The 19,999-nt window shown below is 69.8% G+C and carries 16 protein-coding genes; 8 read left to right on the top strand and 8 right to left on the bottom strand.

Going from position 1 to position 19,999, the window contains the following annotated elements; genetic code table 11:
* Window positions 1-149: 149 nt before the first annotated feature.
* Genes HNQ61_RS27275 through HNQ61_RS29400 form a run of 4 tightly spaced genes read left to right on the top strand, consistent with a single transcriptional unit; the run spans window position 150 to window position 4,631 of the window.
* Complete coding sequence (locus HNQ61_RS27275) at window positions 150-1,274, top strand: polyprenyl synthetase family protein (RefSeq protein WP_170035037.1); 1,125 nt, start codon at window positions 150-152, stop codon at window positions 1,272-1,274.
* Window positions 1,271-2,803, top strand: a complete 1,533-nt coding sequence (gene crtI, locus HNQ61_RS27270) for a phytoene desaturase family protein (RefSeq protein ID WP_170035036.1) — start codon at window positions 1,271-1,273, stop codon at window positions 2,801-2,803. The genes HNQ61_RS27275 and crtI overlap by 4 nt, the downstream gene beginning before the upstream one ends.
* Window positions 2,800-3,726: a phytoene/squalene synthase family protein gene (locus HNQ61_RS27265; RefSeq protein ID WP_170035035.1), complete on the top strand. Its 927-nt coding sequence runs from the start codon at window positions 2,800-2,802 to the stop codon at window positions 3,724-3,726. The genes crtI and HNQ61_RS27265 overlap by 4 nt, the downstream gene beginning before the upstream one ends.
* 41 nt (window positions 3,727-3,767) lie before the next feature.
* Complete coding sequence (locus HNQ61_RS29400; RefSeq protein ID WP_170035034.1) at window positions 3,768-4,631, top strand: MerR family transcriptional regulator; 864 nt, start codon at window positions 3,768-3,770, stop codon at window positions 4,629-4,631.
* A gap of 438 nt (window positions 4,632-5,069) precedes the next feature.
* Here the strand turns inward: HNQ61_RS29400 and HNQ61_RS27255 are convergent, their stop codons facing one another.
* The gene (locus HNQ61_RS27255; RefSeq protein WP_170035033.1) at window positions 5,070-6,056 is read right to left on the bottom strand and encodes an ion channel; all 987 of its coding nucleotides are present in this window, start codon (window positions 6,054-6,056) and stop codon (window positions 5,070-5,072) included.
* A gap of 131 nt (window positions 6,057-6,187) precedes the next feature.
* On the opposite strand from HNQ61_RS27255, the gene HNQ61_RS27250 reads away from it, so the two are divergent.
* Window positions 6,188-7,033, top strand: a complete 846-nt coding sequence (locus HNQ61_RS27250; RefSeq protein ID WP_170035032.1) for a phosphodiester glycosidase family protein — start codon at window positions 6,188-6,190, stop codon at window positions 7,031-7,033.
* A gap of 65 nt (window positions 7,034-7,098) precedes the next feature.
* On the opposite strand, the gene HNQ61_RS27245 is transcribed toward HNQ61_RS27250, so the two are convergent.
* Together HNQ61_RS27245 and HNQ61_RS27240 are read right to left on the bottom strand one after the other, a co-directional pair.
* Window positions 7,099-7,344: a hypothetical protein gene (locus HNQ61_RS27245; RefSeq protein WP_170035031.1), complete on the bottom strand. Its 246-nt coding sequence runs from the start codon at window positions 7,342-7,344 to the stop codon at window positions 7,099-7,101.
* A 100-nt stretch (window positions 7,345-7,444) separates the two neighbouring features.
* The gene (locus HNQ61_RS27240) at window positions 7,445-7,891 is read right to left on the bottom strand and encodes an Hsp20/alpha crystallin family protein (protein ID WP_170035030.1); all 447 of its coding nucleotides are present in this window, start codon (window positions 7,889-7,891) and stop codon (window positions 7,445-7,447) included.
* A 638-nt stretch (window positions 7,892-8,529) separates the two neighbouring features.
* On the opposite strand from HNQ61_RS27240, the gene HNQ61_RS27235 reads away from it, so the two are divergent.
* Together HNQ61_RS27235 and HNQ61_RS27230 are read left to right on the top strand one after the other, a co-directional pair.
* Window positions 8,530-9,195: a hypothetical protein gene (locus HNQ61_RS27235; protein WP_170035029.1), complete on the top strand. Its 666-nt coding sequence runs from the start codon at window positions 8,530-8,532 to the stop codon at window positions 9,193-9,195.
* Between the two features lie 101 nt (window positions 9,196-9,296).
* A complete protein-coding gene (locus tag HNQ61_RS27230) occupies window positions 9,297-10,070 on the top strand; it encodes a creatininase family protein (RefSeq protein WP_170035028.1) in 774 nt (257 codons plus the stop codon).
* 163 nt (window positions 10,071-10,233) lie between these two features.
* Here the strand turns inward: HNQ61_RS27230 and HNQ61_RS27225 are convergent, their stop codons facing one another.
* From HNQ61_RS27225 to HNQ61_RS27210, 4 genes are all read right to left on the bottom strand, one after another.
* Window positions 10,234-10,434 carry a hypothetical protein gene (locus HNQ61_RS27225; protein ID WP_170035027.1) on the bottom strand — a complete coding sequence of 67 codons (201 nt, stop codon included), beginning with the start codon at window positions 10,432-10,434 and terminating at the stop codon, window positions 10,234-10,236.
* A 248-nt stretch (window positions 10,435-10,682) separates the two neighbouring features.
* Window positions 10,683-11,114, bottom strand: a complete 432-nt coding sequence (locus HNQ61_RS27220) for an RDD family protein (RefSeq protein WP_170035026.1) — start codon at window positions 11,112-11,114, stop codon at window positions 10,683-10,685.
* Between the two features lie 484 nt (window positions 11,115-11,598).
* The gene (locus HNQ61_RS27215) at window positions 11,599-13,569 is read right to left on the bottom strand and encodes an acyl-CoA dehydrogenase family protein (protein WP_170035025.1); all 1,971 of its coding nucleotides are present in this window, start codon (window positions 13,567-13,569) and stop codon (window positions 11,599-11,601) included.
* 388 nt (window positions 13,570-13,957) lie between these two features.
* A complete protein-coding gene (locus HNQ61_RS27210) occupies window positions 13,958-15,187 on the bottom strand; it encodes a tetratricopeptide repeat protein (protein ID WP_170035024.1) in 1,230 nt (409 codons plus the stop codon).
* A 348-nt stretch (window positions 15,188-15,535) separates the two neighbouring features.
* On the opposite strand from HNQ61_RS27210, the gene HNQ61_RS27205 reads away from it, so the two are divergent.
* Window positions 15,536-17,056, top strand: coding sequence for a DUF1990 family protein (locus HNQ61_RS27205; protein ID WP_170035023.1), 1,521 nt, complete (start codon window positions 15,536-15,538; stop codon window positions 17,054-17,056).
* Between the two features lie 634 nt (window positions 17,057-17,690).
* Here the strand turns inward: HNQ61_RS27205 and HNQ61_RS27200 are convergent.
* Window positions 17,691-19,436: a serine hydrolase gene (locus HNQ61_RS27200; protein ID WP_170035022.1), complete on the bottom strand. Its 1,746-nt coding sequence runs from the start codon at window positions 19,434-19,436 to the stop codon at window positions 17,691-17,693.
* Between the last annotated feature and the right edge of the window lie 563 nt (window positions 19,437-19,999).

Here is a 19,999-nt window from a genome sequence, read left to right as displayed (position 1 = left end):
ACCCGCGATGACAGCCGGCGTCGAAACGCGCGACGGTGAGGGCGGCATCGGCTTGCGGCCGGTTGAGCCGAGCACGCGGACGGACCGGGAGGCTCGTGGTCGCGAACTTCCGGCGGATTGCTTTTCACGTGGATGATCACAGGACCCGCATGACCCCCTCCGCCCAGGCGGCCACCGAAACCCACGCGCCCCGCTCGCGGCCGCTCCCCAGCTGGGTGCGGCGCCCGGAGCCCGCGCTCGCCGCGCCTCCCGTCGCGGACGCGGGCCTCCGCTCCGATGCGGGGCTGGCGGAGGTGGAGGCGATGATGGCGCAGCTTGCCGGCGACGGTGACCTCGCGGCCACCATGGCCCACGAGCACCTGTCCACTGGCGGCAAGCGGCTGCGCGCCCGGCTGGCCCTGTCGGCGATGGAAGTCCTGGGCGTTCCCCGCGCGGCGGGAATTGGATGGGCGGCCGCGTGCGAACTGCTGCACAACGCCACCCTCATCCACGACGACCTGCAGGACGGCGACCGCACCCGCCGCGGCCACGACACCACCTGGGTGCGCCACGGCGCCGCGCAGGCCGTCAACGCCGGCGACCTTCTCCTCATGCTCCCCTATCTCGCCATCGACCGCGTCGCCGCCACGCCGGACCAGCGGCTGGCGATGGTGATGGCGCTGGCGCAGCACGCCACCGCCACCGTCCGCGGGCAGACCACGGAGCTGGCGATGGCGCGCGAGGAGCGCATCAGCTGGGCGGAGTACCTGCGCGCGGTGGAAGGCAAGACCGGCGCGCTCTTTCAGCTTCCCGTGGAAGGCGCGGCGCTGCTCGCCGGGCGCACGCGGGTGCAGGCGCGCGCCATCGCCGGTGCCTTCCGCGGCGTGGGCGTGCTTTTCCAGCTGCAGGACGACGTGCTGGACCTGTATGGCGAAAAGGGACGCGGCCTTCCCGGCAGCGATCTGCGCGAGGGCAAGGTGAGCGCGCTCGTGGTGGAGCACCTGGAGCTGCATCCGCAGGACGGCCCCTGGCTGCGCGGCCTCCTCGCCCTGCCCCGCGACGCCACGCCGCAGGACCAGGTGGAGCTCGCGATGGAGCGATTCCGCGCCGGGGGCGCGCTGGAGCGCGTGCTGGCCCGCATCAACGGCGAAGCGACGGGCGTCATTTCCGCGTCGGCGCTGGCGGAAGAGGTGGCTCTGCGCGCCGTTGCGTGGGAGCTGGTGTGCGTCGCGCTGGATCCCATCAGCCACCTGATCCGCCCGGACGTCTGCGCCGCGCTGGAGGCGGCGCGATGAAGCCGCAGCACGCCGTGGTCATCGGCGCGGGATTCGGGGGGATGGCCGCCGCCATCCGCCTGCGCGCCCGCGGCTTTCGCGTCACGCTCGTGGAAGGGATGGACCAGCCCGGCGGGCGCGCCGCCGTCTTCCGCCGCGACGGCTTCACCTTCGACGCCGGGCCGACGGTCATCACCGCGCCGTATCTGCTGCAGGAGCTGTTTTCCCTCGTGGGCCGCGACTGGCGCGACTACTTCGACCTCATCCCCGTCGATCCGTTCTACCGGGTGGAGTTTCCGGACGGAACGCGCTTCGACTACGTGGGGGATGAGAAGAGGCTGCTGGAGCAGATCGCCGCCTTCAATCCCGCCGACGTGGAGGGATACCGGAAGCTGGCGGCGCACGCGGAGCGCATCTTCGACGTGGGCTACACGCGGCTCTCGGACGTGCCGTTCGGCCGCGTGAGCGACATGCTGCGCGTGGTGCCGGAGATGCTGCGGCTGGGCAACCACAAGTCCGTGTACGCGCAGGTGGCGGAGTACATCCAGGACGAGCGGCTGCGGCAGGTGTTCAGCTTCGAGCCGCTGCTGGTGGGCGGCAACCCGTTTCGCATCACCAGCATCTACCTGCTCATCCACTGGCTGGAACGGAAGTGGGGCGTGTGGTTCGGCCGCGGCGGCACGACGAGCATCGTGGCGGGAATGGCGCGGCTGATGGAGGAGATCGGCATCGACATCCGCCTCAGCTCCCCCGCGGAGCGGATCGAGGTGGAGAACGGCCGCGCGGTGGCCGTGCACGCGGGCGGGCAGCGGATCGCGGCGGACGTGGTGGTGGCCAACGCCGATCCCACGCACGTGTACGGCGAGCTGATCCCGGCGGAAAAGCGCAACCTGCGCACCCGGGCGGCGCTCAGGACGCGGCAGTATTCCATGGGCCTCTTCGTGGGATATTTCGGGACGAAGAAGACGTATCCGGAGCTGGCGCACCACACCATCCTGATGGGGCCGCGCTACAGGGAACTGCTGCGCGACATCTTTGACCGCAAGATCCTGGCGGACGATTTTTCCCTGTACCTGCACGCGCCCACGCGGACGGACCCGTCGCTGGCGCCGCCGGGGCACGAGTGCTTCTACGTCCTCAGCCCCGTCCCCAACCTGCAGGCGGGGATTGACTGGGAGCGCGAGGGCGGGCCGTACTTCGACCGCATTCTGGACGCGCTGGAGGATCGTTATCTTCCGGGGCTGCGGGAGAACCTGGTGACGCAGTTTCACGTCACGCCCACGTACTTTCGCGACACGCTGCGCTCCACGCACGGCGCGGGCTTCGGCATCGAGCCGCGGCTCACGCAGTCGGCGTACTTTCGCTACCATAACCAGTCTCCGCACGTGGGCGGGCTGTACTTCGTGGGATCGGGAACGCACCCGGGCGCCGGCGTGCCGGGCGTGCTTTCGACGGCCAAGGTACTGGACCGCATCGTTCCCGCGCCGCCACATGCAGACCCGGTTCCCGCCACGGCCCGCACGCGGGGCACGCTTTCCGTCCCCGCATGACGGACGCGGGAATCCTGGACGACAGCCGGGACGTGTTCCGGCGCAAGGCGCGCACCTTCTGGTGGGCGGCGCGGCTGCTTCCGGCGGATACAAGAGACGACGCGGCACTGGTTTACGCATTCTGCCGCCTGGTAGACGACACGGCGGATGAAGATCTGGACGCGGAACACGCGCGCCTTGCGCTGGCGGCGCTTCACGGCGAAGTTCAAGGGTCGTTCACGCCCCGTCCGCTGGTCGCCGAGTTCCGCGCCGCGGCGCAGCGCCTGAACCTGCCGCTGGACAGTGCGCTGGAGCTGATCGAGGGCGCGCGCGGCGACCTGGACGTGGTGCGCGTGGCGGACGACGCCGAGCTGCTGCGGTACTGCTACCGCGTGGCCTCCACGGTGGGGCTGATGATGTGCGCCGTGCTGGGCGTGCGCCGGCGGGAAGCGCTGCCGCACGCGGTGGATCTGGGCATCGCCATGCAGCTCACCAACATCTGCCGCGACGTGGCCGAAGACGCCGCCAACGGCCGGGTGTACCTGCCGGCGGACCGCCTGGCGCGGGCTGGGGTGAATCCCGAGGACCTGGTGCGCGGGCGGGCCTCCGCGGCCGGGGTGGCGGAGGTGGTGCGCGGAACGCTGGAGATGGCGGACCGCTACTACGCCAGCGCGGACGGCGGCATGCGCGATCTGCCGCCGCGGGTGCGGCCGGCCATTCTGGTGGCCAGCCGGGTGTATCGGGCCATCGGGGTGCGGCTGCGCCGCCGCCGGTGTGACGCACTGGGGGGGCGGACCGTCGTTCCGTGGCCGGAAAAGATGTACTGGGGAACGCGCGCCGTCGCCGAGGCGCTGCGGCCCGGAATGCGGGGTGCCACTCCGCGCTGGGCGCACGATGCAACGCTTCACGCCGCACTGCGGGGACTGCCCGGCGCCAACGCCTGACTGGCGGGCCCGGGCGCGGCGATTCACCCGGGTGTAGATCAATGAGCTACCGAATCAAGCGCGTCGCGCATCTTACGGGAATCAATCCCGCCACGCTGCGTGCCTGGGAGCGCCGGTACGGGCTGGTGGCGCCGGACCGCACCGACTCCGGCTACCGTCTGTACACGGACGAGGACGTGGCCATGCTGTCGCGGATCAAGGCCCTTGTGGATGAAGGGCTTACCATCGGCGAAGCCATCACCCGCGTGCGCCGGGGAAGCGAGCCGCTGCCGCGCGACGTGGACGGACCTTCCGTGCGCGACGCCCGGGCGCGCATGCAGGAGTGCCTGCTGGCCTTCGACCGCCGGGGCGCGCTGATGGCGTATGAGACGGTGTCGCTGCTGCCGCCGGACCGTCGGGTGGAAGAAGTTCTGCTTCCGCTGGCGGAAGAGGTGGGCGACCTGTGGGGCAGCCACGAAATCGGCATCGCCGAAGAGCACTTCGCCTCCGCGTTCATCCGCGAAAAGCTGGTGGGGCTCATCGAGGATCTGGACACCGGCGCCGCGCGCGGCCCGGAGTGCGTGTGCGCCACGATGGAATCGGAGCGGCACGAGTTCGGGCTGCTGGCTACTACCATCTACCTGGCGACGCGCGGGTGGCGGGTTCTGTACCTGGGCTCCGGGCTGCCGATGGCCGAGGTGTCGCGCGTGCTGCACCGCCGCAAGCCGGCGCTGCTGTGCACGTCGCTGGTGAACCGCATGAGCACGGCGGAGTTCCGCAAGTTCGCGCGCGACCTGCGCGACGCCACGCCGTCGGAAACGGAGATCGTCATCGGGGGCGCGGGGCTGCCGGACAGCACCGACGTTCCCGGCATCGACGGCATCCACATCGCCCGCGAGTTCACCGACCTGACCCGCGCGATGTAGACTTTCGCCTTTGTGGATGATGGAACGCAAGAAGCCCTCGCACTCTGCGGGGGCTTCTTGCGTCTCGACGGAAGATCCGACACGCTCAGGACGGTTCGGGACGGGCCGGCTGCTCTCACCCGGCGGTTGAAACCGCGCCTGGAACAACACGAAGTCCGCCTGCGCGGACTGGAGGCGGGTGGCTTTGTCGCGGATCCCCAATGCACTTGAAGCCCCGAACCGGACGCGCGAGCGGCCGGTGTCGGGGCTTTCCGCTTTTTGAGCGGCGGATTCATGTTCATTCGCTCAACGAGATCCGCTCACGCCGGGCACTCGCTGGTCCGCACCGAACTCTCCGCCCCGACCAACCCTCCCTCAATCTTTTTTGGGGGAGGGTGGGCCGGTGGTGCCGGCCCGGGTGGGGGCCGCCCTGGAACTCGCTCCGCGCACCATTCTCCTTCAGTCGCGGACGATGGAGAGTTCGCGCGGGGCGGCGGGACGCGCGTCCGGGAGCGCGGCGGGCTCGGTGAGGTGAATGCGGCTGATGTCGATGCCCAGCGGCTGCCCCGGCCGGCGCAGGAACAGGTCGCTGAACCGCGCGCCCCAGATGATCTCGTCCACCCGGTACGAGGTGCGCGAGTGCACGCCCTGCGCGAACGTTTCGTCCGTCGCGCGGATCACCACCGAAAACTCGGCATCGCGCTCCCGCATCTGCTCGCGCGTCATTCCGTACAGCGGGCTGCCGGGCGCGATGGGGTGTACGATGGTCCACGCGAGCGGAAACAGCATCACTCCCTCGCGCTCCAGCGGCAGATCGAAGAACGCACGCCCCGGCTTTCCATCCTCGCGCAGCATGCTGAGCGCCACGGTGGCGTGCAGGTCGATCAACTGGTTGCTGCGCCCGTTCACCAGGCGGAACATGAAGGCGCGGCCGGTGGGCGCGTACGGTGCAATGACCGCTTGGTGGCTGTAGAGGATGCGCGCCACGGGCCTGGCGAACCGCGCGAACACCAATCCCGTCATCAACGACACCGACAGCAGCCCCACCAGCGACTCAAGGGTCACCAGCAGGTGCGCGGCGTTGCGCAGCGGGTGCACGTTGCCGTAGCCGATGGTCGCAAAGGTGTGTACGCTGAAGTAGAAGTCCAGCAGGTAGCGCTGAAACGACGTCGCGGCCTCGTCGCCGCCCAGCGCCCCGGCGCCCAGCGCGAAGTACGCGCCGCCGAACAGCGCGTTGACGGACAGGTATGCAGCCAGCACCATCAGCAGAAACCGCGGCCACGACACGGTGAGCAGCACGTGGTACATGCTCACCGACGACAGGCGGCTGATGCCCTCGCGCACCACGTTGAAGCTGCCGTCCCGGTTCAGCAGGCGCCCGTGGCTTTCCTGCGCTACTACGGCCCCGAAGCCCAGGTCCTGGTCCAGTGCGTTCCGTTCGCTCATCGGCCTGTGGATTGCTCGTCCCGGAAGGACCGGCTGCGCTCGAAGGTAGCCGCCGCGCCGCCGCCCGCGCCAGCTTTCCGCGCGGATCCCGGCCTCCTCGCGAATCCGTGTTCTCGTTCCCGGTCGATTGAATGCGCCTGATCCATCGTCTCCCCTCCCGCCGCTTTCGCGCGCTCGCACTCACGGTTGGCGCCATCGCCGCTGTCGGACTGGGTGTGGCGGGCGCACTCGTCCACGAGGCGGATGGAGCGAATTCTTCCCCCATCGCGGCGCAGGACACGGCCGGGTGGAAGGCGGAGCGCATCCGGTTTCGCGGGCACGAGTTCCACGTGGTCACGGTGGATGTGCGGCGGGCCGACCTGCGGCTGGAAGTGGCCGACGCGCAGGGGCGGCGATACGGGCGCCTGGGCGCGGTGGCGGACGCCATGGCCGCGCGCGGGCGCGAGGCGCTGTTCGCGATGAACGCGGGGATGTTTCACGCCAGCCATGCGCCGGTGGGCCTGCTGGTGCAGGAGGGCGTCGTCCGCGCGCCGCTGAACGCGCGCGACTCGGCGGGCGGCAACTTCTACATCAAGCCCAACGGCGTCTTCTTCGTCGCGGGCGACAGTGCGGGAGTGCGCGAGACGGGCTCCTACGCCGCGCGCACGCCGCGGGGCGTACGGATCGCGACACAGTCGGGACCGCTGCTGGTGCGCGCGGGGGTCATCCACCGCGCCTTTCGCAATCCGTCGCGGCGCGTGAACGTCCGCAACGGCGTGGGCGTGCGCGGCGGGCGGACGGCGGTGTTCGTCATCTCCGCCGATCCGGTGGACATGAACACCTTTGCCACGCTGTACCGCGACGTGCTGCGCTGCCCCGACGCGCTGTACCTGGACGGCGGCATTTCGCGGATGTATGCCCCCTCGATCAACCGGCGCGACCGAGACGGCGACTTCGCCGGCATCCTCGTCCTCAGCCGCGCTCGGGCCTCGCGCTGATCGTTTCCGTTGATCGACGAAAACCGCCGCGATCGCCTATCACCGCAGGCCTGTGCGTCTGAAGCTCAGCGGTGGCGGGTCCGGCGGATGAGCCGCGCGGCCAGCGCCACGAGTGCGCCGCCCAGCGCCGCCGCGGCGAGCACGACGAGCGCGACCACGATCCAGATCACCACCCACGCCCCGGTGGACGCGCCGTGGCTGCCGGAGGTGGAGCGCAGGATGAGGACGGCGAACGCGACCGGAACCAGGTAGAAGACCGCGAGCACGCCGCCGATGACGGCCCCGGCAAGGGTGGTACGTTGCAGACGCATGTGGCGGGATTGGACAGGTGCGCGGGGATTGCGTTGGATCATGAAAGCGAAGCGGCCGGCGACGGGGTGTCGCCGGCCGCTCGCGTCTTCAGGCCGGGGGTCAGGCGGGCTGGCCTTCGCTCACGGACTGCGCGGCGCTGCCACCGATTTCGATGCGGCGGCGGCGCGCCTTTTCGCTCTTGGGCACGCTCACGGTGAGCACGCCGTCCTCAAAGTGGGCCTGAATGCCGTCGGCGTCCACGTCGCGCGGCAGCACGAACGAGCGAGCAAAGGTGCCGTAGCGGCGCTCGGCCAGGTGCCACTTGCCCTGCTCGCCCTCGGTGCGCTCCTCACGCTTTTCGCCACGGACGGTCAGAACGTTGTTCTCCACGTCGATCTCGATGTTCTCGCGCTTGAGCCCGGGCATCTCGGTGATGACGCGGATTTCGCGCTCGGTCTCCATCACGTCCGTCTCGGGCGCGCGCATGAGCGTGGCGCCGTTGCCGTTGCGGTTGAAGACACTGGTGAACAGCTGGTCGAACGGATCGTTGGTACGGGTCGGATACATGGTCTCGTCTCCTGCGGTTGCTTGCCCCGTGGGCAGACGCTGGGTCAACAAGCGCGTGGCACCGTGCCCCGCGCGGCTGGCCCGGAAAAAGGCAACCGGCGTTCCACTCCTTCTCGGCCAGAATGACCGTTCCGCCGATCACATCGACATACCCAACTGCAACCCCGGCAGACGTTTGCGGATGATGTTCATCCCACGCCGCGGGACGCCGTCGCTGGCCGCGAGAACGGGCGTGCGTGTCGCGACGTTGGCTCGGCAGATGGTAGATCCTTCGGTCGCGCAGGGTTCGGCGCGGCGGAGAGGGCGGCGCACGCTCTCTCAGGATGACGCCTTTGGGCGGGGTTTGACGGGAGAGAGGGGCGACGGGCCGTTTGACGTGACGTAGCGGACAGAACGGCGTCGTATCGATGATCCACACCGATGCGCGACGGTAGCAGGTGGATGACACCCGGTGTCCCCGTGGTGGATCGGGTGCTCCGGATGCTCGTCATCCCGACAGCCCGAAATCGGCGCCATTGCTGCAAGTTGTTGTACGACAAACACATAACCCTATCCGGCATTGCTCTTGCCCCTGTGGGACGGCTCAACCGATGGATGCTGAACTGATCTTTCCTTTCTCGCGGAGACGCCGGATGTCGATGATGAATGTTGCAAAGCGGGCCGCGGCGTGCGCCATGGTCCTTGCCACCACCGCCTGCGCGGGTGGCGGGCTGGGCGGGCTGGAGCAGGTTCTGGGCGGGGTGCTGGGCGGCGGCCAGCAGCAGCAGGGCGGGCAGATCGTGGCCGAAGTCCAGGGCGTCGACACGCGCAACCAGATCATTCGCGTCACCACGCAGCAGGGGCAGAGCGGCGACCTTCGCTACGACCAGAACACCGTGGTCAGCTACCAGAACCAGCGGTACGACGTGACGGCGCTGGAGCGCGGCGACATCGTGGCGGTGACGGTGCAGCAGACGCAGAACGGCCAGGCGTACGTACAGCAGATCGTGGTGCAGCAGAGCGTGCAGGACCGCAACGGCACCAGCAACGGCGGCACCTACGGCGGAAACACCGGCACCACCAACGGCGGCACGTACGGCAACAACAACAACGTGCAGCAGTTCACCGGCCGCGTGGCGCAGGTGGACTACAACCAGGGATGGTTCTCGCTGCAGACCAACCGCGGCACGGTTACCGTCTCGCTGCCGTACAACCCCGGCGCGGCCACCAGCGACCAGTTCCGCCGCCTGCGCCAGGGCGACAATGTGCGGCTGGAAGGCACCCTTCTGGCCAACAACCGCGTGGAACTGTACCGCTTCTACTAACCCGGCGCGGATTGTGACAGGATGACGGAGGGCCGCGCGGCACTGCTCGCGCGGCCCTCTTCGCATCCATGATCCGCCATCACCCGCACTGACAACCGACCGTGCCGCGTCCCTGGATTCTCGCCGAAACCAACTGGAAGGCTGTCCGCGACACCGCGTTCGACGTGGCCGTGCTTCCCTGGGGCGCCACGGAGGCGCACAACTACCACCTGCCATACGCCACGGACGTCATCCAGTGCGACCACGTGGCGGCGGAGGCGGCGCGGCTGGCGTGGGAGCGCGGCGCGCGCGTGGCGGTGCTCCCCACGGTGCCGTTCGGGGTGCAGGCCGGGCAGCTGGACATTCCGTTCTGCCTGAACCTGAACCCCAGCACGCAGGCACTGGTGCTGCGCGATCTGGTGATGGCGCTGGCGGGGCAGGGCGTGCGCCGGCTGGTGATTCTGAACGGCCACGGCGGCAACGACTTCCGGGCGATGCTGCGCGAACTGCAGCCCGTCCCCGGAATCTTTCTGTGCGCCATCAACTGGTGGAATTGCGTGGATCCGCGTCCGTTCTTTGCCGCGCCGGGCGACCACGCGGGCGAACTGGAAACGAGCGTGATGATGCACATCGCACCCGATCTGGTGCTGCCGCTGGAGGAGGCCGGCGACGGCAGCGAGCGCAAGTCGCGGCTGGCCGGCGTGCGCGAGGGATGGGCGTGGGCGCCGCGGCGATGGACGGCCATCTCGTCCGACACCGGCGTGGGCGATCCGTCGCAGTCGGCGGCGGAGAAGGGCGCGGCGTTCCTGGCGGCCGTCACGGAGCGGATCAGCGGGTTTCTGGTGGAGTTCGCCTCGCTCGATCCGGATGATGCGTACCAATCCGAGGCCTCGTAGAACGGCCTCACGCGGAGGTCGCGGAGGTCGCGGGGGTCGCGGAGAACGGTGTTGGCGGCCGCTTGGTCGCGACGTCCGTGGGAGATGGATTCAGGGGAGTGGATGAAACGAGAAAGCCGCGCCCGCCGGGGATGGCGGGCGCGGCTTCTGTGGATCGGGAGCGCTACTGGCCGCGCTGGTCGTCGCGCTGTTCCTGCGCGGTCTTCCAGGTGCCGTCGCGCACCTCATCGGCGAGCACGTCGGGCGCGTTGAGCCCCGTCTGCAGCACCGGGTTGTCCTGCGGGTCGCGCGTGGGAGGCGACGAGTTCAGCTCCGTGCTCCCCGTCGGCGCGTCGCCCGCGTTGTTTGCGTTGTTGCTGGCCATCCATCCTCCTCCTGAAATCGCCCGAAAAAACTGGGAGCGATGCCGGGGAGCAAGCCGCATTCCCGATCCGCCACACACGCCCCGAACCGCGCAACACTCTCCCCCGCCCCACACTCCCCGCGACCTCCGCGTACCCCCGCGACCCCCGCGTGAGGGCAGTTTACGCACTCCATCGACCGATCGAAAAAAGCGGCCCCGCGAGAGAACCAGTCGCGGGGCCGCCGTTCATCCATCCCTGCCAAGCGCGATCAGGAAGGCCAGGCCGGAGCCGACTGGTACGGCGCGGCCTGGTAGACCGGCGTGGTGCTGATCACGATGGTCCCCGCGACGATGTCACCCAGGCGGCGCTTGGTGTCGCCCAGGATGAAAATCCAGTCAAAGAAGCCCAGGATGCACAGCAGAAGGTTGCGCACGAACGACTGCCCTCCGGTGCACGGCTGATACGTGCGATGGTCCACCACCGCGATGCCCAGCATCCGCTTCCCCATGCTCTGCCCGCCCGGCAGCGCGTCCGAGAAGAGCAGGTAGGCAAAGTAGAAGAAGACGGCGGCGATGATCGCCAGCCCTCCCGCCGTTTCATCCACGAGCAGAAAAATCCCCGCGGGGATGAACGCAATCAGTCCAACGAATCCATCGATGAACTGGGCGAAAAGGCGGGTGCCGCGTGAAGCGAGGGGCATGATCGGGGAGGATGAAGGAGGAACAACACGATGAACATCGGGCCATTCTCCAAATATGAATGCGTCAGAATCCTTTCACAACAGTTTTGTCGCGATCGACCTGCCGCGCCCAATCATCCGGAAACGCCTCCCGTTCTCCGCCGCGCCGGGCTCCCCCGCGACCTCCGCGTGCCCTCCGCGTCCCCCGCGTGAAACGGTGTTGCGGACTCTGCCCGCGCGGCAAACGAAGCGGCCCCGCGACAAGGTTCTTCAGCCTCCGGGATACCTACAACAACGTCATTCGCCCCGGCCTCCGGGAACGTTCAGGAGCAGACGCTCGCGGGGTACGGCCGAAAAGCCGGAGCGCAGGGTCGCCCGAACGCTCGATGTCATTTCAGGCTGTCGATGTGCGCAAATGGACGAGGGGACGCGGCACGCAGGCAAGCGGCCCCGCGACAAGGTTCGTCGCGGGGCCGCCGTTCATCCATTCAAGAGCTGAAGCCGATCAGCCGCCCGCGCCCACCTGGGTGGCCACGCGCGTGTCGCTGATGTTGGCGCGCTTGTCCGTCGTGCCCGCGGCACCCGCGCCGGGGCTCTTCGGTTCGCCGCCCTCGGCCGGCCACGCGCTGATCGCGCCGTCCTCCAGCCACGCGTACTTGCCCTTCAGCACGTCCATCGCCAGACGGTACGTGGCCTCGTCCGCGTTCTTGTGGATCGCGGCGAACAGGTCGCGGATGCGCAGGCGCGAGCGCCGGCAGAACACGTCGGCCAGGCGCTGCGCGTCCTTGCCGTGCGCTTCCTTGAGCAGCGACTGCGCGCGCACGCAGGCGCACGACATGGCGTACAGCTCCGCGCCGATGTCCACGAAGCGCGCCAGCAGCTTGCCCTTGCGCTCCAGCTTCGCCTGGTGCTTGCCCATGGCGTAGAACATTTCGCGCGCCAGCTTGCGCGAGGTGCGCTCGATGTAGCGCACGTGCCCGGCCAGCGGCCCGAACTCGCTGTACGAGCCCGGCAGCTGCCCGCCGCCCACGAAGCGCTTGGGCAGCCATCCCGCGTACCACACGCCGGCCTTGGCCATGGCCGCCAGCTTGGTGCCCATGCTGATGTCCGGCTTGATCATGTCGCCGGCCACCGACAGGTGCGTGTCCACCGCTTCGCGCGCGATGAACAGGTGCATGATCTCGGACGTGCCCTCGAAGATGCGGTTGATGCGGAAGTCGCGCATCATCCGTTCGACGGCGATCGGCTTTTCGCCGCGCGCCTTGAGCGAGTCGGCCGTCTCGTAGCCGCGGCCGCCGCGGATCTGCATCAGGTCGTCGATGATGCGCCAGCCCACCTCGGACGTCCACAGCTTGGCGATGGCAGCTTCCAGGCGGATGTCGTTCTGCGCCTGGTCGGCCAGCGCGCTCGACATCTCGGCCATGGCTTCCAGGCCGAAGGTGTCCGCGGCCATCCCGCCCAGCATCTGCGCCACTTCGTCGTGCTTGCCGACGGCCTGGCCCCACTGCACGCGCTCCGCCGCCCACTTCCGGGCCACTTCCACCGCGGCCTTGGCGCCGTACGCGGCCGACATGGGCAGCGTCAGGCGGCCGGTGTTCAGCGTGACCAGTGCCAGCTTGAGGCCCTTGCCCTCGCCCCACAGAATGTCTTCGCGCGGAACGCGGACATTCTCAAACGTGATGACGGCGTTCTGCAGCGCCTTGAGCCCCATGAAGCGGCAGCGGCGCTGAATGGTGACGCCCGGCGCCTTGGTGTCGACGATGAAGGCGGTGATCTGCGGGATGGGCTTGCCGTTCTTGATCTTGTCGGGCGTGCGGGCCATCACCACCAGCAGTTCGGCCAGGGTGCCGTTGGTGCACCACAGCTTTTCGCCGTTGATGATGAACGCGCTGCCGTCCTCGGTCGGCGTCGCGGTCGTCGCCAGCGCCGCCGGATCGGAGCCCACGCCGTCTTCCGTGAGCGCGAACGCGCTGATGGCGCCCTTGGCGATGCGGGGCAGGTACTTCTTCTTCTGCTCCGGCGTGCCGAACAGCTTGAGCGGCTGCGGAACGCCGATGGACTGGTGCGCCGAAAGCAGGGCGGTGAGGTTGCCGTCCTTGCTGGTCACCATGCCCACGGTGCGGCCGTAGCCCACCTGGCTCAGCCCGATGCCGCCGTACTCCTGCGGGATCTTGAGGCCGAAGGCGCCCACCTCGCGAAGGTCCTGCACCAGTTCCGGCGGCAGCTCGCCCGTGCGGTCGATCTCGTCGCTGTCCGCGCGCTCAATGATGGGGCGCAGCTTGGCGATGTAGTCGTCCGTGCGCTTCTTGTCCTCGGGGGACTGCTGCGGATACGGGTGGATCAGGTCCAGGCGGAAGTTGCCCAGGAACAGCTCGCGCACGAAGCTGGGCGCGGTCCACTCGGTTTCGCGCGCCGCCTCGGCGACATCGCGGGACTCCTGCTCGCTCGGTGCGGTCTGGCCGTTTTTGGCGCTCATCGCTCTGTGTTCGTCAGGGTGTGGGCGGGTCCGGGCGCCGGTCGCGCAAGTCGCGGACCCGTCCGGCGGCATCCCGTTCGTCAAGTTACGGGTGAGCGGGGCTCACGCAACAGGCGGAAATGCAGGGGATAGGGAATAGGGAATAGGGAATGGGGAATAGGGAATGGGGAACAGCGCCGGGGGTAGGGGCGCGTTCGCTTTGGGACAGCGCAGGCCCGCCGGCCGGCGGATGACCATCGCCGTCATCCTCAGAGCGCTGTCGCAGCGGGGGCCGCGGAATGCCGCGTGACGCGCGGGGGGCTGCGTCGTCCTGCATCCGGAGCAGTGTACAAAGGGCCACCCGCCTCGCGGCGGATGGCCCTTTGCACGTTCTGCTGCCGCGGCCGGTTCAGCGCACGCGGGCCAGGGAGCGCACCAGGTCGGCGGCCAATCCCTCGGCCTCGCCGCCCTCTTCGCCCAGCGGCACGGGCTCGCCGAAGTTGACGGCGCCCTTGCGGCGGGCGTTGTCCAGCACGGCCTCGCTCTCGATCACCACCTGCCCCTGCCCGGTGCGCTGGGCCAGATCGCGCGCGGCCTCGGCGGCGCGCTCGGCGCGGCTCCACTCGCGAAGCGAGGTGCCGCCGCGCGCCAGTTCCAGCAGCGCCTGGGCGGCGCGGGGTGCGCGCTCCCATTCGCCGCTGGCGGCCCACACCGTTTCCCACGCGCCCTCGAACGCGGCGCGGTCACCGCTCCCGGCGGCGGCCCGACCCGCGTTGGCCGCCACCAGCAGCCGCTCGCGCGGCCCGGCAATGTGCGGCAGCACGGCGCGGAACACCTCGCCCGCCGGGGCAAAGCGGCCCTGCTCCATCCAGAAGTAGGCGACGTCGTGCGAAAGCGCCGGAAGCCGCGGGTGCCGGGGTCCGTAAGCCCGGAACGCCAGAACGGCCAGATCCTGCGCTTCCTTGGGCGTCGCCGTTTCCACGGCGATGCAGAACAGGTCGTGCAGCGCGCGCGCCTGAATGTCGCGCAGGGCGTGACGGCGCGCCGCCCGCAGCCCGCGGATGTGAAAGCGCCGCGCCGCGGGGTAGTTGCCGCGCAGCTTGTACAGATTGCCCAGGCCCAGAAAGGCTTCGCTGTAGCTGGCCCAGTCCCGCGCCTGCCGGCCCAGCCCCACCGCGCGGCGGAACCACGTTTCCGCACGGTTGTTTTCGCCCCGCTCCCGCGCGATCTGTCCTACGCGGAAGGCGGCGCCCGCGTCCGCCGGCGAGGCCAGCGCGGCGCCGGTGGCCAGCGTGACCGCCGTGGCCAGCAGCCCGCGCGACTCGGCCCACTCCGCAGCCTTGCGGCAGGCGGCGGTCACTTCGGGCTCATCCACCGTCGGTGTCTCGCGCAGCACCTCGGCGGCCGCGCGCAGGGCGGGCTCCAGCGTGGCGTCGGCGCCGGCGCTCTCCAGCGCCGCCATCCGCGCCTCGTACGATCCCGCGGCGAACAGGCCGGCCCGCTCCTCCGGCTCCACCGACGCCCACAGCGCCACGTCGCGGTACGTTTCCCACAGCAACAGCCCAAGCGGCCCCTGCACTTCGTCCAGCACCTGCACGCCTTCCAGGCTTTCCCCGCCATGCACCAGGGCGGGAGGCACGTGCCAGCGCCAACGGCGGCGAGGCTTGCGGGGGCGGTTTGGCGGCGATGCTTCCATGGCGTCTCGGCGTCTGAAAAGAAGGACAGGAACCCGCTCGCACCCCGATCGATCGGGGCATGGGCGGGGGCACCGGACCGGCACGAAACCGGATTGGAGTTTTCTAGTGTGCTAATTATGCGGCACCGAGGCCGTCTTCACCAGAGTTTCGAGTGGCGGACGTTCGTTCGACTGCTCCGGATGCGCGAATCAGCGCGTTCGGCTGTCCCCATGTGAGCGCCGTTCGGGCCGGCGCATGCTGGCACCGGACGTGCCCTTGCTCCCCCGGCAAACGGCAACCGGGAGGACGGGATGAAGGTGCTGGTGACGGGGGGAACGGGTGTGGTGGGCCGCGCGGCGGTCAACGAGCTGCTCAAGGCCGGCCACACGGTGCGGCTGCTGTCGCGCGGGGCGGAGCAGGATGCGAAGCAGTGGGCGGAGGGCGTGGAGGCGCACGCGGGGAGCGTCTCGTCCGACGAGGCCGTGCTGGGCGCGGCCAACGACTGCGACGCGGTGCTGCACGTGGCCGGCATCGTGGCCGAGGAGCCGCCCGAAGTCACCTTTCAGGCCGTAAACGTGGACGGCACGCGGCGGCTGGCGCGCGAGGCCAAGCGGGCGGGGGTGCGGCGCTTCGTCTATGTCTCGTCGCTGGGCGCGGAGGGCGGGCAGAGCGGCTATCACAAGTCCAAGTACCAGGCGGAGCTCGCCGTGCGCGAGGTGGCGCCCGATGGATGGCTGATCGTGCGTCCCGGCAACGTGTACGGCCCGGGGGACGAGGTCATCTCCCTGCTGCTCAAGATGGTGCGCACCCTTCCCGCCATCCCCCTGGTCGGCACGGGGGAGCAGCCGTTTCAGCCCGTGTGGGTGGATGACCTGGGTCTCGCGCTGGCCCGCGCGGTGGAGCGCGAGGACCTGCGGGAAACCGTCATCGACATCGCCGGAACGGAAACCACCAGCATGCGCGGGCTCATCGAGCTGATGGGCAACGTGACGGAACTGCACCCCGTCCTCATCCCCGTCCCCGAGTTTCTGGCCAGGATGGGGACGCACGCCTTGGACGTGGCGGGCGTCGGATTCCCCATCAAGCCGGACCAGCTGACCATGCTGGAGGAAGGGAACCTGATTCCGGAGGGTGGCGTCAACGGATTGACGGAAATCTTCGGCGTGACGCCCACGCGGTTGGCGGAGGGAATCGGCAAGCTGGCCGACACGCTCCCCGAGTCGCTTCCGTCGGAGGGGACAGGGCAGCTGCACCGCCAGCGCTACTGGGCCGACATCGGGGGAAGCCAGCTGACCGCGGACGAGCTGTTCCGCACGGTGCAGGGCGAGTTCTACAGCCTGGCGCCGGAGCCGCTGATGAAGGTGGGGGTGGAGCCGGGGACGGAAACGGCCATCCAGGAAGGCGCCACGCTGACGCTTTCCATCCCCATGCGGGGCCACATCCAGGTGCGGTGCGTGGAGGTGCGCGACAACACCATCACCTTGGTGACGCTGGAAGGGCATCCGCTCACCGGCGCCATCCGCTTCGACGTGACGGAGCAGGGGCCGGGGATGCTGCGGTTCGAGGTGCGCTCCTTTACCCGGTCCGCGGGGCTGATTGATCTGATCGGGATGCGGACGGTGGGCAAGGTGGCCCAGCGCGCGACCTGGCGCTCCGTGGTGGACGCCGTGGTGGACCGCAGCGGCGGAACGGCGGTGGACGGCGTGAAAGAGGAGGAGGACACGCTGGAGGGGCAGGCCGCCAAGGACGTGGAGGACTGGGTGGAAAAGGTGGTGATGGACTTTCGCCGCAGCCAGTCGCCCGCGCAGGGCGAAGGCACCTCCAACGGCTGAGGCCGGCGCAGGCGGGATCAGGAGATTGGTGATCGTCTCGATCCGACCGGATGATGCAGACAGAAGCGACAGCGGCCGGGGCAGCGATGCTCCGGCCGCTTCGTTGTAGGTGGCGGAGCTCAGGGCGGCCCCCACCCGGGCCGGCACCACCGGCCCACCCTCCCCCAAAAAAGACTGGGGGAGGGTTGGGGGCGGACGGATGGTTCGGCGTGTGGGGCGAAGATCGTAGCGTGAGCGAGCCCCGTTGAGCGAATGAATCCGCCGCTCCAGAAGCGGGAACCTCCGACACGACGCCCACAGGCGCCGTTCGGGGCTTCAACTGCATCAGGAACACACACCGCGGCGGCCGCAGTCCGCGCAGGCGGACTTCGTGTTCTTCGAGGCGCGGTTTCAACCGCCGGACGCAAGCCCGCCACCGCGCCGAATCCATTCCCACACCGATACTGGTGTGTGCTCCCTCTCCCACATCTGTTCGTGGGAGAGGGTCGTCGTGCGCAGCACGCGGGGTGAGGGCCCACAGCCCGCGGACCGCACATCAGGTTGGTACCCCACGTAACTCCTCCCATCCTCCCCGCCCTTCTCCACCCGCCGTCCTCCACACCCCGTCCCCACCGCATCCACGCGCGTCCGGCGATCAGGGAACGCGGGTCGCGCGGATCTCCTGGCCGCCCGCGCGGATGATGGCGTGCGTCACCCGCCCGTCGGCGCCGCGCACGAAATCCACCGTGTTGCTGTTGCCTCCGACTGAAAACCGCGTCTCGGAAATGGCGATCAGGCGCGCGGAGCCCTCGGTGCCCAGCGTGCCCTCCAGCCCGTCCGCGTCGCGGGTGACCGTCAGCGGGCCCATGGGCGTGTCGTAGCGGCCGGTGTACGCGTCCAGGATCCCGGGCGCCACGCGCACCACGGGGCGCGTCAACCGGGCGAGGACGGCGGCGGCGTTCTCTCCGCCCAGTTCCGCCGCCCGCCGGTACGAGGCGACGGCCGCGGCCGTGTCGCCCGCCGCGAGGAGCGCCTCGCCGTAGCTGTCGTGCGCGTTGGCGGAGGCGGGCAGGCGCTCGGCGTTCATCCGCAGCACGCGGACGGCGTCGGGGAAGCGCTTGCGGGCCAGAAGGCGGTATCCAAGGCTGTTGATGTCCGTCTCCTCCAGCGCCGGCTCCGGGCGCTCTCCCCGCTGCCGCGCGGCGAGGTCCGGGAGCGCCGCCGCGTCTCCCGCGACGATGCGGCGCAGCAGCAGCCGCCCGGGCGAGTCGTAGTGATCGTAGCGGAGCCACGCGAACCCCGGCGCCGGCGCACCAAGCGCAGCGGCCGCGATGTCGGGGGTGATGGCGTGCCCGTTGGCGCCGTTCGTCAGGATCACCACGCCGCGCCGCCCATCCGCCCGGACGGCCACGTACGCCTTCATCACCCCGTTGTCGCCCCAGTGCCACAGCACGGTGCCGCCCTCCGCCGTGGGCGCGACGCCCCAGCCCAGCCCCCAGCCGTCCGCGCCGGTGCGCGGGGCCGTCCGCTGCTCCACGCACACCGAACAGGTGGAATCCGTCCGCACCTGCGCGCGCATCATCTCCGACCGCGTTTCGTCGCGCAGGCCCGCGCCGCCCAGCACGGCGGCGATGAAGCGCGCGTAGTCCCCGGCCGTCGTTTCCAGGCTGGACGCGGCGCTGGCCACGGGGAAGCGGCGGCGGCCGGTGACCTCGCCCGTTTCCGCATGCCCGTACGCCATCAGCGAGTCGAGCCGTTCCTGCCACACGAACGCGCTGTTCGTCATCCCCATCGGCCCGAACACCATGCCCTCAGCAAGGGTCTGCAGCGGCTCGCCCGTGATGCGCTCCAGGGCGGCCTGCAGGTAGATGTAGCCCTCGCCAGAGTAGCTGAAGCGCTCGCCGGGCGCAAAGTGGATGCGGATCGCGTCGGCCGTCCGCCCGTTCGGCAGCCCCGAGGTGTGGTCGAGCACACGCCGCGCGGTGATCTGCTCGAGGCGCGGATCGCCCGCGACAAAGGGATCGGGGACGTAGCGCGTGAGGGGCGCGTCCAGATCCAGCCGCCCCTCATCCGTAAGGCGCAGGGCGATGTACGCCACCACTGGCTTGCTGAGCGACGCCCCCTCGAAGACGGTGTTCTCCCGCACGGGATCGCGGTTATCCGCGTTCGCCACGCCGAACCCGTGCGTCCACGCGACCCGTCCGTCCTCGATGAGCGCGATGGAAACGCCGGGCACCTCGCCCGCCGCCATCAGCCGCGGGACCTCGGCCTCCAGCCGGGCGATGCGCGCGCTGAGTGCGGGTGACGCGGGTGCGCCGGGCCCGGTTCGCGCCGCCGCGCGCCCGGCGGCGGCCAGGGACACGACGAGTGCGAGGGGCGCGAGCCCTGAACGACGGGTCATCGGTTTCGATGGAGATGGGAGAGGCCGGATGGGATGATGTGCGGCACCGTACGGCGGATGGGGTGCCCGGGGTTTCAGGTTTTGCGCGTGCTGGCTGGTCGGGAGGGGATGGAAGGCATCCGCGTGGGACACGGGTCGGTGCGCGGCGGCGGGCTGGGCCCTCACCCCGCGTGCTGCGCACGACGACCCTCTCCCACGAACGGATGTGGGAGAGGGAGCACACCCCAGATCGGTGTGGGAATGGATTCGGGGCGCGTTCGCGGGCTTGCGTCCGGCGGTTGAAACCGCGCCTCGAAGAACACGAAGTCCGCCTGCGCGAACTGCGGCCGCCGCGCTGTGTATTCCTGATGCAGTTGAAGCCCCGAACGGCGCCTGTGGGCGTCGTGTCGGGGGTTCCCGCTTCTGGAGCGGCGGATTCATTCGCTCAACGGGGCTCGCTCCCGCCCGGAACTCCGCCCCACACGCCGAACCATCCGCCCGCCCCAACCCTCCCCCCACTACTGTCCGGCTTACAAGTCGAAGAGCTGCAACTGGTTAGGAAGCGGTTGACTGGTGGTAGTGTA

It is taken from the genome of Longimicrobium terrae (assembly GCF_014202995.1).
Taxonomy (GTDB): domain Bacteria; phylum Gemmatimonadota; class Gemmatimonadetes; order Longimicrobiales; family Longimicrobiaceae; genus Longimicrobium; species Longimicrobium terrae.
The sequence above is the reverse complement of the archived record's forward strand: the minus strand, read 5'-3'. Positions and strand labels throughout refer to the sequence as shown.

Excerpts from the sequence above, each read along its gene's own strand:
- HNQ61_RS27215 (WP_170035025.1), bottom strand. The coding sequence starts at position 13,569 with ATGAGCGCCAAAAACGGCCAGACCGCACCGAGCGAGCAGGAGTCCCGC.
- HNQ61_RS27235 (WP_170035029.1), top strand. The coding sequence starts at position 8,530 with ATGATGAATGTTGCAAAGCGGGCCGCGGCGTGCGCCATGGTCCTTGCC.
- HNQ61_RS27255 (WP_170035033.1), bottom strand. The coding sequence starts at position 6,056 with ATGAGCGAACGGAACGCACTGGACCAGGACCTGGGCTTCGGGGCCGTA.
- HNQ61_RS27225 (WP_170035027.1), bottom strand. The coding sequence starts at position 10,434 with ATGGCCAGCAACAACGCAAACAACGCGGGCGACGCGCCGACGGGGAGC.
- HNQ61_RS27205 (WP_170035023.1), top strand. The coding sequence starts at position 15,536 with ATGAAGGTGCTGGTGACGGGGGGAACGGGTGTGGTGGGCCGCGCGGCG.
- HNQ61_RS27220 (WP_170035026.1), bottom strand. The coding sequence starts at position 11,114 with ATGCCCCTCGCTTCACGCGGCACCCGCCTTTTCGCCCAGTTCATCGAT.
- HNQ61_RS29400 (WP_170035034.1), top strand. The coding sequence starts at position 3,768 with ATGAGCTACCGAATCAAGCGCGTCGCGCATCTTACGGGAATCAATCCC.
- crtI (WP_170035036.1), top strand. The coding sequence starts at position 1,271 with ATGAAGCCGCAGCACGCCGTGGTCATCGGCGCGGGATTCGGGGGGATG.
- HNQ61_RS27265 (WP_170035035.1), top strand. The coding sequence starts at position 2,800 with ATGACGGACGCGGGAATCCTGGACGACAGCCGGGACGTGTTCCGGCGC.
- HNQ61_RS27240 (WP_170035030.1), bottom strand. The coding sequence starts at position 7,891 with ATGTATCCGACCCGTACCAACGATCCGTTCGACCAGCTGTTCACCAGT.
- HNQ61_RS27245 (WP_170035031.1), bottom strand. The coding sequence starts at position 7,344 with ATGCGTCTGCAACGTACCACCCTTGCCGGGGCCGTCATCGGCGGCGTG.
- HNQ61_RS27275 (WP_170035037.1), top strand. The coding sequence starts at position 150 with ATGACCCCCTCCGCCCAGGCGGCCACCGAAACCCACGCGCCCCGCTCG.
- HNQ61_RS27250 (WP_170035032.1), top strand. The coding sequence starts at position 6,188 with ATGCGCCTGATCCATCGTCTCCCCTCCCGCCGCTTTCGCGCGCTCGCA.
- HNQ61_RS27200 (WP_170035022.1), bottom strand. The coding sequence starts at position 19,436 with ATGACCCGTCGTTCAGGGCTCGCGCCCCTCGCACTCGTCGTGTCCCTG.